The organism is uncultured Devosia sp. (assembly GCF_964244875.1).
Classification (GTDB): domain Bacteria; phylum Pseudomonadota; class Alphaproteobacteria; order Rhizobiales; family Devosiaceae; genus Devosia.
Genome location: NZ_CAXTKA010000007.1, coordinates 107,420 through 121,572 on the forward strand (window position 1 = coordinate 107,420; position 14,153 = coordinate 121,572).

The following is a 14,153-nucleotide window of genomic DNA, read 5'->3' on the forward strand; positions in this document are numbered from 1 at the left end:
CCCTTAGCGGGTCGACCAGCGGGCATCGCTGAGAGCGGTCGCGCAGCCAAAATCGTAAAGGCTGGTCATCTTGCGCGTGTCGAAATCGGTGGAGCCCAGGCCCGGGGCGGCGTCCGGTATCGCAGCGACGCGCAAGGTCCAGCCGCGCTGGCGCACGAAATCGGTGCTCGCGATCAGCGCATTGCGGGTATTGGACTTGATGGTGGTTTCAAACGAGCGCTGGAAAATGGGCAATAGTCCCGGATCCACCAGCTTGAAGTCGGGACCGACCTTGCCGTTCACCACCACATAGATTTCCGGATCGATGTCGCCGATGGCCATGCGGGACGTCAGGATGGCTTCGGGAACGACCAGAATATTGGCGGTCACGCTGCCATCCACGTGCATTTCCTTGAAGACGCGGCCATTGGCCTGCACTTCGATCAACTCGGGCGGAAAAATCCCCGGAATACTGGTCGAGGCCAACAGCACCGACTTGAACAGCGCCAGCGCCTGGGGATCGCTGCTGCTGGCAATCGTGCCCATGTCCCATACGGCGGTGCGCTGGGAATCCAGATTGGTCGTGACCACGAACAGCCGCCGTCCCGCCGCATGCTCGGCGGCGATCGCGACCAGCAATTGCGGAGTGACGTAGGTATCGACCAGCTTGGCCAGCGGTTCCTCGCGAAACAGCCCCGAGCCGAACAGGCCATTCAGCCCGGCAAATTGCAGCAAGCCTTCGGTGTCTCCGGAGGTGAACATCCGCTTCAGCACCCCGTCATAGGCCGGGCCCAGGAACGCGAAGGGCGCGATCAATGCACCGACGCTGGCGCCGGTCACGATGGAAAACGTCGGCCGCATCCCGCTCTTGGTCCAGCACCCTAAAAACCCGGCCCCGTACGCCCCCTCGGCCCCGCCGCCCGATAGCGCCAGCATTTTGAAGTTGGTCGCGTCGAGACCGCCGCTCGCCCGCTCGCGTTGCATTGCCCCCAAAAACGCGCCCGAATCGTCGGCCCAGATGCGGGCGCCGGGGATGCCCGCAATACCGGCCTCTGCCTGCTCGGTGCTGGTAAACGGAACCCGTCCCGCCGTCGTGCACCCGGCCAGCATCGCCGAAACAGCGATGATGAGGCTCAAACGCGCCAGCACATTGCCATACCTCGAGTTGATCATGATGCCGCCGCCTCCTCCGCGGCTTGGCCGTGTCCGCCATCCTTGGCCGGTGCCTTGATCCTGAACCAGGCCACGTAGAGCGCAGGCAGGAACAGCAGCGTCAGCGCGGTGCCCACGATGATGCCGCCCATCATGGCATAGGCCATCGGCCCCCAGAAGATTTCGCGCGAAATCGGGATCAGCGCCAGGCTGGCAGCTGCCGCCGTCAGGATGATCGGCCGCATCCGATGCTCGGTGGCTTCCACCACCGCCGTCCAGGCGTCCACGCCGGTCTCTCGTAAATGCTCGATCTGCACCACCAGGATCACCGAGTTGCGGATCAGGATGCCGACCAGCGCCAGAACCCCCAGGATCGCCACGAAACCGAGCGCCGCACCACTCAGCAGCAGCGCCGCCACGACGCCGATCAGCCCAAGCGGGGCAACGGCGAAAACGATGAACAGGCGCTGGAAGCTTTGCAGCTGGATCATCAGCAGCGTCGCCATGGCAAACAGCATCAGCGGCGCAACCGCGACGATGGGGCCCGACCCGCTGGCGCTGGATTCAACGCTGCCGCCGACCGCCACCGCATAGCCCTGCGGCAGCTGCGCGGTGAACGCATCCACCGTCGGGGCGAGTTGAGCCACGATGGTGGCCGGTTGCGTATCGTCGATCAGCCCGCCCTTGAGGGTAATGGTTGGCAGGCCCGCGCGGCGCTTGACCAGAGGCTGTTCGAGCTCGTAGCGGAAGGTCGCCACGCTTGCCAGCGCCACGCTGCGGCCGGTGCTGGTGCCGATGCGGACGCTGCGCAGCACATCGATCGAGTTGCGCTCGTCGGCATTGGCCCGGGCGACGACCTGGATCAGGTAGGTCGCGTCGCGCACCTGGGTGACCGAGGCGCCACCGACGATGCCGTTCAAGGCCGCGGCGATATCCTGCGAGGTGACCCCGAGCTGGGCGGCATTGTCCTGCAGCACGTCGATCTTGACCACACGGGACGGCTCGTTCCAGTCAAAGGTCACATCGCTGAGATGGCTGTTTTGGGCGACAACCGCCGCCAATTGGTTGGAGAGCGTGCGCACGGTTTCCACGTCAGGCCCGCTCAAGCGATATTGCACCGGGCGTCCCACGGGCGGGCCGATGTCGAGCAATTTGACGAACGCGTCGGTGCCCGGAAAGGTTTGCTTGAGCCAGGGTTGCAATTGCCCCCGCAGCCGGTCGCGCGCCTCCAGATCCTTGGCCACGATGATGACCTGCCCGAAATAGGGATTGGCCGGCTCGGGATCAAATGACAGCAGGAAACGCGTTGCGCCCTGCCCGACATAGGAGCTCCAATGGTCGATATCGGGATTGCCCGCCAATTGTTCCTGTTCGAACCGATCCATCTGCGCCTTGGTCTGGGCGATGGAGCTGTCCTTGGGCAGGCTGAAATCGACGACCAGTTCCACACGGTCCGACGCCGGGAAGAACTGTTGCTGCACCAGGCTCAGCCCCATCACCGAAACCACTAGCCCCAGCACGCAAACCCCGATGGTCAGCCAGCGCGCGCGCATGCAAAACACCAGGACCGCGCTGAACGCCCGCGTGAACCGGCCCGGCCCATTGGCCTTGTGCTTGATGGTCTTGGGCAGGATCAGCACGCCCAGAAGCGGCGTGAACACCACCGCAACGATCCACGATACCACGAGCGAAACCGCGATAACGACAAACAGCGTGAAGGTGAACTCGCCGGCCGAACTGCCATTGAGCCCGACCGGGATGAAGCTGGCAACGGTAACCAGCGTGCCGGTGAGCATGGGAAAGGCGGTGGACGTATAGACATAGGTCGCCGCCTTGCGCAGATTGTCCCCCACTTCGAGGCGCGACACCATCATCTCGACCGCGATCATCGCATCATCGACCAGAAGGCCAAGGGCGATGATCAGCGCACCCAGTGAAATGCGCTGCAGCGATATGCCAAGATATTCCATGATGACGAAGGTGATGGCGAGCACCAGCGGAATGGCCAGCGCCACCACGAAGCCCGCCCGCATGCCCAGGCTCACAAAGCTCACGGCGAGCACGATCGCAATGGATTCAATGAGGGCGGTCACGAAATGGTTGACTGCTTCCTCAACGACCTCGGGCTGGTCGGACACGAGATGAACCCCGACCCCGATCGGCAGGTCCGCAACCGCTGACTCGATGGTCGCATCCAGCGCCTTGCCGAATTCGAGCAGGTTGGAATAGGGCACCATGCCCACGGCAAGCCCGATGGCGTCCTGACCCCTGTAGCGGAACATGGGGCTGGGCGGATCGACATAACCTCGCGTGATGGTGCCGACATCGGACAGGCGGAAGAATGTGTCCCCCACGCGCAGATTGACGTTCTCGATGCTGTCTTCGGAGGTGAACGAACCACCCACGCGGATGGCAACCCGCTCCGACCCCGCCTGGATGACGCCCGAGGGCACGACGGCGTTCTGCGCCTGCAGCGCCGCGACGATGGATTGCTGGTCGATGCCGAAAGCGGACAGCTTCTGCGCCGAAAACTCCAGGTAGATCACCTCGTCCTGGGTACCGACCAGATCGACGCGGCCCACATTGGGCACGCCCAGCACCTGCTTGCGCACACCCTCGACATAGTCGCGCAGCTGGCGGTCGCTCAGCCCGTCGGAGGTGAAGGCATAGATATTGCCGTACACGTCGCCAAACCGGTCATTGAAGAACGGCCCGACCACGCCCTCGGGAAATTGCCCCGCAATATCGCCGATCATATTGCGCACCTGCGTCCAGGTGGCGACCACGGCGCTGCCCGCCACGCTGTCCTTGAGCGTCACGTTGATCACCGTGCGCCCCGCAGTCGTGGTGCTGCTGGTATAATCGAGCTGGCTCAGCTCCTCGAGTTTCTTCTCGATCCGGTCGGTGACCTGGTTGAGCGTCTCGTCCACCGAGGCGCCCGGCCACTCGGCAACCACCACCATGGTCTTGACGGTGAAATTGGGATCCTCTTCGCGCCCCAGATTGATGTAGGACGATACCCCCAGCACCGTGAAGATGATCATGAAGTACCAAACAAGCGAGCGGTGATCGAGCGCCCATTCCGAAAGATTGAAGCCCTTCATGGCGCGTCTCCTTGAGTGAAACGGACCGGCTGACCGGCCTCCAGCGAGTGGGCGCCCGCGACAACGACGATATCGCCCACCGCCAGGCCTGCGGTGATCTGCATGCTGGCGTCATCGATCGGGGTGGCCGTCACGCTGCGCTGCGCCACCGTCTGCGCGGCTGCATCGACCACCCACACGGAACTGCCCGTCTCCGCCGTTACGACCGCCGTAGCCGGAACGACCAGGCGATCGGGCTCGGGCTGGACCAGCATCGCCATGATGGTGGAGCCAAGCTTGAAACTTTCCGGCGGATCGACAAGGTTGATCCTGACCTCGACGCTGCGGGTGGCGGCATCGGCCTGCGGCGCGATCTCGCGGATCGTGCCCGACACGGCAATTGAGGGATCGACCTGTTTGACGATGGTGAAGCGGTCGCCGACCTTGAGCGTATTGACCACCGCTTCGGCGACCGAAACCACCGCCTCGCTGGACTCCGGACGCACCACCGTCGCAACCGTCTGGCCCGCCGTCACGGTCTGGCCCAGTTCGATCTCGACGCTTGTCACCAGGCCCGCGGTATCGACCCGTAAGGTGGCATAGCCCAACTGCTCCTGGGCCTTGGTGAGTTGTGCCTCTGCCTGCGCCACCGAGGATTGGCCGGCCCGTCGCGCCTGCTCGGCACTTTCGAAATCGACGTCGGCAATCGCATTGCGTTCCAAAAGGCTGCGCTGGCGTTGCTCGATGGCGAGCAGGTTGGTGAGCTGGGCTTCAGCCGCCGCCAGGTTGGCCGTCGCCGAGCGCAGCGCCAGTTCCTGCGCTGTCGCGTCGAGCTGGGCAATCTGCTGGCCGGCCTTCACATAATCGCCCACCTCGACCGACCGGTCGACGACGCGGCCAAACATGCGAAAGCTCAACGAGGTTTCAAAGCGCGGCGCGATCTCGCCGGCAAAGCGGCTGGCCGTCGGAGCTTCCAGCGCCATGGTCTTGGTCAGTACCGGCCGCACCGGCTCGGGCTTTTCCGGCGCCGGTTGGCACCCGGCCAGCACCAGGGCACAAGCAATCCCTGCCGCGCTCACGACAACAGCGTTCATTTTCTATTCCTTGAAGGAGACGACCTGTTGCGGATAAAGCAGGCTGGCGCCCGCCGTCACGATGCGTTCACCCGCCTCGATGCCGCTGGCGACCACCAGGGCCTCGGAATCGAAGGCACTGAGCTCGATCTTGCGCAGCGAAACGCTGTTGCTCTCGGGCGCCACCACCCACACCGCCGGCAGGCCATTGTCGGAGGTCAGGGCGCTGGCCGGTAACACGATCGCCTCGACCGACTGGTAGGCCGCCGTGGTCTGGACCACCGAGCCAAGGGTCATTTCGCTGGGCGGTGCCTGGATTGCCAAGGTGACCTTGACCGACCCCGACTCCTGATCGACGGTGGGGGAAATCTCGCGCAGGGTCGCCGGCGCATTGATGTTCGGAGCCCCCGACATCGATACGATGAAGGACTGGTTTTCGAAGGTGTCGGTCAAAACCCCTTCATTGACATTGATGACCGCTTCCCGCAGCCCGCCATTGGCCACGGTAAAGCTGGTCTGCCCCGCCTGCACCACCTGCCCCACCTCGATGCTGCGTTCGGTAACGATCCCATCGGCAAAAGCGCGCAACTCGGTTTGCGCCAGCGCCTCGTTGGCGCTGCCCAGGGTGGCCTGGGCACTTTCGAGGGCGCTCTGGCTGGTGGTGAACGCCTCCACCACGCCGTCATAAGCGCTACGCGTGGCGAGCCCCTGGTCGAACAGGCGCTGCTGGCGTTCGCGTGTCAGTTGCGCCTGCGCTAATTGCGATTGCGCCACAGCCAGCGCCGACTCGGCCGCGTCGCGGTCGGCAATCTGCTCAGCGGGGTCGAGCCGGGCCAGGACCTGGTCGGTGTGGACGAAGTCGCCCACGCTCACCAACCGCTCGGTGACCTGGCCACCTACCTGGAACGCCAGATTGGTGGTCAACTGCGCCTGGATTTCGCCGGTCAAGGCGGCCTTGGACACATAATCCGTCTTGGCCGCAATCACCGTGTCCACCGGCAGGGGCGTCTTGCGTGCGGCCACCATGTTGGGCTGGCATGCGGTCAGCAACAGCGCGACCGCGCCTGCCATCAACGGCAATAGCCTGTAGGGTCGAACCGATCGGGACGGCTTGGCGTTGGCAAGCGGGCGATAGGGGAACATGCGATATCTCCAGCGCGATAGCCGACACATAGTATTGACTAACTGATCAGTCAATGAAAATATCGTTGCACGGAGGACATGCTTAAAATGAGTGAAACGCAGGTCGACAAATCACCCCGTGGCCCACGGGCAGCGCGCAAGCAGGCCCGCCCCCGTGAAATCTTGGAAGCGGCCTTCGAGGAATTCTTGCAAAAAGGCTATGCCGCGACGCGGCTGGACGACATCGCCGCCCGTGTCGGGGTCACCAAGGGTACGCTTTACGTGTATTTCGCCAACAAGGAACAGCTGTTCGAGGCCATGGTGGGGGAGTTGTCCCAACCCGTCATCGAAAGCCTGCACTATGAGCGCGCGCTGGACGACGCCTCGGCGTTCGAGGTCATCAGCCTTTTTCTCACGGACCTCTACGCCGTGATAACCGATCACTACTATACCAAGGAAATCATTCGCTTCCTGATCGCCGAGGGCAATACCTTCCGCGACCTGCTGGAGCGGCACCACCGCAACTTTGTCCAGCCTACGTTCTCGATCGTGTCGCTGATTATCGAACGTGGGTGCGAACGCGGCGAGTTCCGGCAGAGCGCCCGCGACTACGCGCCATCGTTCCTGCTCAGCCCCCTGATCGGCACCACCATCATGCGCATGGTCGCCCTGGAAGACATCTCCGACCACGCATCATATTATCAGAACCATCTCAGCATGCTGCGCGCTTTGCTGATACAAACCGAAAACGATCCCGCTTGAATCGCGCCGGTGACCCGGTTGTCAAATCCAGTGCAGCGGGCGCGGCATGACTGGTGAGCGAGAGGGCCTGACCTTAAATCTTGGTCAGCAACGGGATCATGGTGTCTTCCGACATCATTTCAAGCAATTCGATACCGTAACCGTCAGGCCTGGAGGCGCGAATGCGCCCTGAAAACGAGCGATCCTCGATAAGCAGGCTCACGATTTCGCCATCTCGCCGCTGCAAATATTGCGATGCAGGACGAAAGCGCATGCCGCCGAGCGAGATTTCGTTGATGACCCCGTCGATGTGCTGGGCATTGCTCACGACGACCAGCCGCCCCACGATGAAGGTGGCGTGACGCTCGAAGCGGCGCTTGTGCGCGTTTTTTTGTTCGTCCTGTTGCAGGCGGCGGCGCAGCGTGGCGGTATCGATAACATTTTCGGTCGTGGTCATCGTCTATCCTTGGCGGGCTGCGGCAGTTGACATCATGTTGGCCTCGACGGGAGCGTCGTCGTCGTTCCAGAGCCGGTCGCGCACCTTCCCCAGTTCGCCCGTCAGCAGGCTTGCCTTGAGTTCTTCAAGCAGGCGAAAGGCCTCGTTGGCCTGGGGGGTCGGCAGCAATGCCGCCTCGGCGTCGCGTTGCCGCAGGACTGTGAGCGTCTGGTCGAGCGTCGACAGGCTTTGAGCCAATGCATGGTCTCTGGCTTCCAGTTGGCGGCTGAGTGAATGCGTGGCCTCGACGATTTCGCTCTTCGCATCAAGGTTCACGGAGACGGAGCGGATGGTCTCGAGATTTCTCGCCATGGCCTGGCCGAGAATGCGCCCCTGCTCCTGGAGTTCGCCGATCCCGCCAAGGACGCTCTGGACCGCATGCGTCTGACCTGCGGTGACCCGGGCCAATTCCACCATATTGGTGGAAAGAGCGTCGAGTTGCGCGTTGAGGCGCGCATTCGAGGACACGCTGATACGGGCAGCCCGAAGCACGAGGTTGAGCTGCTTGGCTTCCATCAGGTTGGAAACCGAACTTCCCGTGATTTCGCCTTCGCCGTCGATCTGCACGATATTGGCCAGCCACCCTTCGAAATCCTGGGTGAATTCGGAAAAGGCCATGGCCGAGAACCGCACCATCATTGATAAGACCAGCGAGGTGATCGCGCCAAACAGCGAGGCCGAGAAACCGACTGACATGCCGCGCAGCGGAATTTGCAGGTTCGCCAGGAGCTTGGCGATCGCGCCGGTTGGATCGGCGCCCGAAATATCCAGCTCGCCCAGGATCTTGCCGACCGATGCCAGGGTTTCCATCAGACCGATAAAGGTTCCGATGAGGCCCAGCAGGATCAGGATGCCGGAGATATATTGCGTCAGCGACCGGCGCTCGTCGAGACGGAGCTGGATCGAATCGATCAGCGTCTGCATCGTCCCGGTCGTGACGTGCACATCCTTGCCATTGGCCAGTTCCTCGGAAATCAACTGGTAGGCGTGGCCGAGCACTTCGGGCTTGTCAAACACGACGGCCAGTTCGTTGCAGCGGTAGTGCCGCCACATCGGGTCGGTCACGCGCCCCATGCGCAGGTTCTTGGCATCCTCGTACATTTCCCGAAGGGCTCGGAACGCCAGGTCCTCGTTCTTCATGCGCAGCATATTGCGATAGGTCAGCACCACGCCGAAAAAGAACGTCCCCCAGATCGCCAGGTTCAGGTAAACGTTGGACATGATGGCGTGGTAGACGAATTCGGACTGCCAGGACCCAACCGCCAGCAACAGGCCAAAGACCACCGAAATGCGCGCCATCGGCCCCTTGACCGCCTTGGGCAGGTCGAGAAACGGGGTAATGAAGGCCTTGGGAGAGATCAAACGCGGCAGTTTGAGCCGTTTTGGCATTGCGCGACCTAATCGATACAAATGGTTGGCATGACTATCGGCACAAACCCTTGCAAATTGATTGAATTTGCCGGGGCTCGACTGAACTATTGCAAGAAAGCCTTTACCGTATCCACGTCCTCCGGGGTTTCGGCGACGCGAACGCTGATGTCGATACTCGCCCCCGCAACTTGTCCCTCGAGAAGCGCATTGCGCACCGCCAGCAGCCGGAAATAGGCACTGCGCTTGGCTTGGGTCAGCGCCAGGGTATTGCCGTCGTAGAACGACCACAGCGATATCGTGCGCTGGCTGAGAATGGTCTTGTTGGCGGTCACGAACTGCAGGGCCTGCGTATCGGCATCGGCACTCATGTCGACAGAGCCCGACTGGAAGCGCACGGTCAGGACTTCGCGCGCCGCAGTGACAACCACCGGCTTCTCCTCCTTGGCATCTTCTTCGGCTTGGACGACGATTTCGGTGGCGTTGAAGTCGGGCCGCGATGTGACCTGCATCGTGTTGTCGGCAGTGACGGCCTCGTCCTGCGTCGGTGCATCGGCCGCAGTTTCGTTCTGGGTGGCGATCGTTTCGGTCAGCTTGGCGACGGCCTGCACCTGCTGTTCGAGTTGCTGCTGCGTTTCGGCCAGCGCGGCGGTCTTGGCCGCGGCTTCAGCCTGGGCTGCGTCCAGAGCCGCCTGGGTTGCGGCCGCCTGATGCGCGAGGGACTGATTGGCTTGTTGCTGCTCGGTCAGGTTCCGCGCCTGTTCCGCCACCGTCTGCGTCGTGGCGTCCAACTGCGCCGCAACCGCCGCGGCCTTGGTCTCTGCAGCCTCGGCCAGCGCCGACTTTGCGGCAAGTGCGGCGGTTGCTGCGTCGGCCTGTTGCTGCGCTGCCTGTTGGCTTACGGCACTGGCAGCCAGTTGCAGCGCTTGCTGCGCCGCGACCTGCGATGTGGTCTCCAACTGCTCGGCTACGGTGGCTGTCTCGGCGAGTGCTGCCTGCTCTGCCGCCGATTTGGCCTGCAGTTGGGCCGCCAAAGTGACGGCTTGAGCTTGCGCCGCAGTCTGGGCATCCGTGGTCCGGGCCAGTTGCTGGGCGAGTTCGGCCGCCTTGGTCTCGGCCTCTTGCTGCGCCTCGGCAATGCGCTTGGTCTCAGCCTCGGCCGCTGCCTGGGCGGCGGCACTTGCGGCAAGGGCATCGGCAGCGCCGGCGGCCTGCGCAGCCGCCTGTTGCCGGGCCGCGGTCAGCGCTGCGACCTGCTGCTTGCTGTCATCCAGTTCGGCGGTCAAGGCGCTGGTCTGGTTGGCAATGGCCTGTTCGCTGATCATGGTGCCTTCGCTCAGCGCCTTGGACACCTGGGTGGATATCGCAAAGATCACCACGCCCAGAATGATCAGCAGGAACGTCACCACCATGACGATGGTGGACAGCGCATCCACGAAGCCCGGCCAGTAGTTCTCTTCTTCCTCGACAAGTCTTGCCATCTGCGATCACGCGACCTTCTGCAGGGATGCCAGGACCTGCGCCTTGGGGCCATCTGCCACGACGCGGCCCTGTTCCATCCAGATGATGCGATCGACCAGCGTGAGCAACTGCATGCGATGGGTCGCCAGGATCAAGGTGCGGCCCTCGAGAAAGGCCGGCATGGTGCGGATCAGGTTGTTCTCGGCCGTATTGTCCATGGCTGCGGTCGGCTCGTCGAGCAGCAGGATGCGCGGATTGTTGAGCAGGACGCGGGCCAGGCCGACGGCCTGGCGCTCGCCGCCCGACAGGAATTCCCCGCGCGGACCGACATTGACGCTGTAGCCCTGCGGGTGCCGGCGGGCAAATTCGGCGACGCCCGACAGGGTCGCGGCCTGCTCGAACGCCAGCGGATCGACGCTGTCCAGGCCAAGGCAGATATTGGCGCGCAACGTGTCGTTCATCAGCACCGTATCCTGCGCCATCAGGCTGATCGAGCGCCGCAGGTGCTGGGGCGCCAATTGGCGGGAATCGGTACCGTCGAACAGCATGGTGCCGCTTTGCGGCTCATAGAGGCGGGGCAGCAGTTTGAGCAGCGTGCTCTTGCCGCAGCCATTGCGGCCGATGATGCCGACGCGTTCCCCGGCAGCGATGCTCAGCGTCACGCCATCGAGCGAGGCCGTCGCATTGCCGGGATAGGCAAAGCGTACCGCATGCAGGTCGATCGTGCCCTTGAGCGATTGGCCGGCCAGCGCGCGTTCGTCACCGCCCGCCTCCTCGGCGCGGTCGATCACCGCGAAGAAACCGCCGATGGCGCCGCGCATATTGGCCAGCGAGCCGATACTCGTCACGATGGTATTGGCCGGCGCGATGATGCGCCCGACCAGGAGGACACAGGCGGCCAGATTGCCCAGCGTCATGTCGCCTTCACTGATCTGGATGGCCCCGACAACCACCGTGAAGGCGATGACCAACTGGGTGGCGACCAGCGAAATCTGACCCGACCAGGCCGATGTCTGGCGCGAACTGTGCGAGGCATAGGCGGAGGCATCGGTGGCCTGCGCCCAGCGCCCGATCAACTGTCCCTCGGCGCGGGCAGCCTTGATGGTGGCCAGCATGGAGGTCGACTCGTTGGCTTGGTCCTGCACCTTGATCCGCAGGCGATGCGCCAGCCCGGCCGCCTGCTTGGCACGACCGCTGCCGACGGCGGATATCACGGCGATGAGCAGGACGCCCAGCAGCGGCACCATGACCACGACGCCGCCCAGATGGGCCACCAGCATCAGCATCAGCAGGACAAACGGCAAATCGGCCAGGAGGCTGACCATCAGCGTCGGCATGGTCAGCGACGCACCGTCCACCTCATGCAGCAGGGCCGTGACCCCAGACGCGGCTCCCGTATTGGCTGCCAGGGGCGCGCGCACCAGCTTGCGATAAAACTGGTTCTGCAACGCCACGCTGATGGTCACGCCGATGGCCTCTTGAAGATTGACCCGCGCGAGCCGCAAACCAACATCGATGGCAAAGACGATGACGACCCCGATGCTGAGCGCAGCGAGCGTTTCGAAGGCGCCGTAGGGCACGACGCGATCGTAAACCGCGGTGATGAAGAGCGGCAGCACCACCAGCAGCAGATTGCTGAGAAAGGCTGCGGCCATCAACTGCGTCAACTGGCTCTTGCGGGCACCGGCGACGAGCTTGGCCAGGCGGATCAGGTTGGCCCATGCCGAATGGGCGCCGGCAGTCTCCGCGTCCGGCATGACCCGTGACACCCCGATCACCCGCCCCGAGGACAGGCGCTGCAGGTGACGCGCCGTCATATGTTTGACGCCATCGGCGGTGTGGCACACCAGTTGTCGCTTCGGAGCCACGCCGGTAATCGCGACCGCCGAGCCGTCCTTGAGAACAATTGCATAGGGGAACTGTGCACCGGCAAACAAGCGGGCGTGCTGTCGGACGGCCAGCGCCATGCCGTGCTCGCGCGCCAGTTCGATCAGGTTGTCGAAGGCTGGCTGCTCGCCAAACCGCGCGAGCAGAACATGATCGGATGGGAGCTCGGGAACAGCCCCGACCGCCATTGCCTGGCGCAAGGCCAGGACCAGCGGCAGGCCCAGACCCTTCGGCTTGCCGCGACGGAATGAAAAATTGTCGATGATCCGTTGGCGCAGACCAGCCACGGATGCCGGGGAAACCGTTGGTTCGGTAGCGCTGTCGTCTGGCGCGGTTTGCGATTGCACGGAATGACCCCAATGGCACTTGCGCTTATAAGTAGCCGCTGGGGTTAAACATCTGGTTAAGCTTAACTGGTAGTAAAAGAGGCAGTTCAGTCCCTTGGTAGCGGATATTGCGATGACCCTGGCCGCAAGCGACAACGCCGATCCGCCCCACACCACCTTTTTCGCCCCTGCCACCGAGCGGATCGGGCGATCCTCCAACGCCATTTTCATCCTGGTGACATTGCTCGGCTTTGGCAGCTTTTTCATCTGGGCCGGCTCGACCGCCATCGAGGAAGTCACGCGGGCCGACGGCCGCGTCATTCCCACGGCGCAAAACCAGGTGGTGCAGCACATGGAAGGCGGCATCATCTCCGACATCCTGGTGCACGAGGGTGACCTGGTCAAAGCCGGGGACGTGCTGGTGCGGGTGCAAAACAGCTTCAACCTGGCCGAAATGCAACAAATTCGCGTCGACCTGGCGGCACAAACGGTGCGTTTTGCCCGCCTCGATGCCGAGGCCAGTGGCGCAGAGACGTTCAACCCGCCCCCGATCGAGGGCGACCGCTATCCCGAACTGATCGATAACGAGGCCGCGCTGTTCGAACGGCGGCAGGCCAATCTCGACGAGCAATTGGCGATCTTTGATGATCAGGCCAAGCAGCAGCGGCTGGGCCTGGTCGAGCGGCAGACGCGCCTGACCAATATCAGGCAGGCCTATGACCTGATGCAGCAGCAGGTCACGAGCCTGACCGGGCTTGTGGAGCAGGGGGCCGCTTCACGCAATACCCTGCTCGACCGCCAAAGCCAGTTGCAGGATATCCGCACGCAGATGGACGATCTGCAATTTCAGATCCCGCAATACGAATCCGGCCTGAGCGAACTGGTGCGTCGCCGCAGCGAGGCCCAATTGCAGTTCCGCGCCGATGCGGAGAACGACCGGGGCGACGCCCAGATCAAGATTGCCAAGCTCAAGGAAACCATCACGGCCATGACGGACCGCTCGGAACGCACCAATGTGACCGCCCCGATCAGCGGCCGGATCAACCGGCTGCTGGTCTCCACGGTCGGCGGCGTGGTGCAGCCGGGCCAGACCCTGCTGCAGATCGTGCCCTCGGACGCGTCGGTTTCGATTGAAGCCAGGGTGTCGCCCAAGGACCGCGGCGATATCTATCCGGGCCTCGATAGCGTCATCAAGATCAGCGCCTACAACTATTCGGTCTACGGTGGCCTGCACGGCAAGATCGTCGAGATTTCCCCGGACGCCCTGCAGGACGAGAGCGGCGAGCCCTATTTCCGCGTCCGGGTGGAGGCAAGTGTGCAATCGTTCGGGCCCGACCAGCCGGTATTGCCCGGCATGCTGGCCGAGGTCGATGTGCTGACGGGGTCCAATACCGTGCTCGACTACCTGTTGCAGCCGATCCGCCGCATCAGCGAAAACGCGCTGCGCCAGTAGCCCAACGCAGCT

10 protein-coding genes are annotated in these 14,153 nt (G+C 63.3%); 2 read left to right on the plus strand and 8 right to left on the minus strand.

Annotated features, from left to right (window positions below; translation table 11 throughout):
* Positions 1-3: 3 nt before the first annotated feature.
* Genes ACFE8X_RS10245 through ACFE8X_RS10260 form a run of 4 tightly spaced genes read right to left on the minus strand, consistent with a single transcriptional unit; the run spans position 4 to position 6,430 of the window.
* Entirely contained in the window at positions 4-1,152 is a 1,149-nt protein-coding gene (locus tag ACFE8X_RS10245) for a patatin-like phospholipase family protein (RefSeq protein ID WP_375451368.1), read from the minus strand.
* Complete coding sequence (locus ACFE8X_RS10250; RefSeq protein ID WP_375451369.1) at positions 1,149-4,235, minus strand: efflux RND transporter permease subunit; 3,087 nt, start codon at positions 4,233-4,235, stop codon at positions 1,149-1,151. The genes ACFE8X_RS10245 and ACFE8X_RS10250 overlap by 4 nt, the downstream gene beginning before the upstream one ends.
* Positions 4,232-5,308 carry an efflux RND transporter periplasmic adaptor subunit gene (locus ACFE8X_RS10255; RefSeq protein ID WP_375451370.1) on the minus strand — a complete coding sequence of 359 codons (1,077 nt, stop codon included), beginning with the start codon at positions 5,306-5,308 and terminating at the stop codon, positions 4,232-4,234. Before ACFE8X_RS10255 ends, ACFE8X_RS10250 begins: the two co-directional genes overlap by 4 nt.
* Positions 5,309-5,311: 3 nt before the next feature.
* Complete coding sequence (locus ACFE8X_RS10260) at positions 5,312-6,430, minus strand: efflux RND transporter periplasmic adaptor subunit (RefSeq protein WP_375451371.1); 1,119 nt, start codon at positions 6,428-6,430, stop codon at positions 5,312-5,314.
* 87 nt (positions 6,431-6,517) lie between these two features.
* Here ACFE8X_RS10260 and ACFE8X_RS10265 point away from each other — a divergent pair, with 87 nt between their 5' ends.
* Positions 6,518-7,171 carry a TetR/AcrR family transcriptional regulator gene (locus tag ACFE8X_RS10265; protein WP_375451372.1) on the plus strand — a complete coding sequence of 218 codons (654 nt, stop codon included), beginning with the start codon at positions 6,518-6,520 and terminating at the stop codon, positions 7,169-7,171.
* Between the two features lie 73 nt (positions 7,172-7,244).
* On the opposite strand, the gene ACFE8X_RS10270 is transcribed toward ACFE8X_RS10265, so the two are convergent.
* The 4 genes from ACFE8X_RS10270 to ACFE8X_RS10285 form a co-directional block, all read right to left on the minus strand.
* The gene (locus ACFE8X_RS10270; protein ID WP_375451373.1) at positions 7,245-7,607 is read right to left on the minus strand and encodes a PilZ domain-containing protein; all 363 of its coding nucleotides are present in this window, start codon (positions 7,605-7,607) and stop codon (positions 7,245-7,247) included.
* Between the two features lie 3 nt (positions 7,608-7,610).
* The gene (locus ACFE8X_RS10275; protein ID WP_375451374.1) at positions 7,611-9,035 is read right to left on the minus strand and encodes a hypothetical protein; all 1,425 of its coding nucleotides are present in this window, start codon (positions 9,033-9,035) and stop codon (positions 7,611-7,613) included.
* Positions 9,036-9,121: 86 nt separating this feature from the next.
* A complete protein-coding gene (locus ACFE8X_RS10280) occupies positions 9,122-10,495 on the minus strand; it encodes a hypothetical protein (protein WP_375451375.1) in 1,374 nt (457 codons plus the stop codon).
* Between the two features lie 6 nt (positions 10,496-10,501).
* Positions 10,502-12,709, minus strand: a complete 2,208-nt coding sequence (locus ACFE8X_RS10285; protein WP_375451376.1) for an ATP-binding cassette domain-containing protein — start codon at positions 12,707-12,709, stop codon at positions 10,502-10,504.
* Positions 12,710-12,821: 112 nt separating this feature from the next.
* Here ACFE8X_RS10285 and ACFE8X_RS10290 point away from each other — a divergent pair, with 112 nt between their 5' ends.
* Positions 12,822-14,141, plus strand: a complete 1,320-nt coding sequence (locus tag ACFE8X_RS10290) for an HlyD family type I secretion periplasmic adaptor subunit (RefSeq protein ID WP_375451377.1) — start codon at positions 12,822-12,824, stop codon at positions 14,139-14,141.
* The last annotated feature ends 12 nt before the right edge of the window (positions 14,142-14,153 follow it).